Raw genomic sequence first — 465 nt, forward strand, 5'->3', positions numbered from 1 at the left:
GTATTACCTAGATGTGCACCCTTATAAAACCCAGTTTTTACTATAGTGTTTAGGTCACGACCTGAAATATCAATTGCTGCACCATCATCAGCGGACACCTTATGACGTTGCCATGGCATACCATCAACATGGGCTTTTGCCTTTGCCTCTGCTTGGTTTGCCACACTATTCGCATGCGCTTTAGCGTCGGCTCCGGCTTGAAAAAGATTCGGTGACCAATCACCCCATTTGCCGCTATCTTTCACGCGCTGGTAATAACTATGGTCGACAAAGCCGTAGGCATTTTGCACACAATGCAGCGCGTTGTGGCGGATTACCTCTACCCAATACCATATCCCAAAGCTTGGTGCACCGGTCATATTTAACCCCATATACCAACCTGTTGATAGATCGGCATTTAAATCTCCTGTCATGGTAGCACTACCGTCATCAGCGGTAACCCGGACTTTTTGCCATGGCTTATTG

1 protein-coding gene is annotated in these 465 nt (G+C 47.1%); it reads right to left on the minus strand.

Annotation, left to right across the window (positions count from 1 at the left end):
• On the minus strand, positions 1–413 hold a 413-nt coding region (locus PPOP_RS18215), incomplete at its 3' end, for a pyocin knob domain-containing protein (RefSeq protein ID WP_234399898.1).
• Positions 414–465 lie beyond the last annotated feature (52 nt).

Source organism: Paenibacillus popilliae ATCC 14706 (assembly GCF_000315235.1).
Classification (GTDB): domain Bacteria; phylum Bacillota; class Bacilli; order Paenibacillales; family Paenibacillaceae; genus Paenibacillus_B; species Paenibacillus_B popilliae.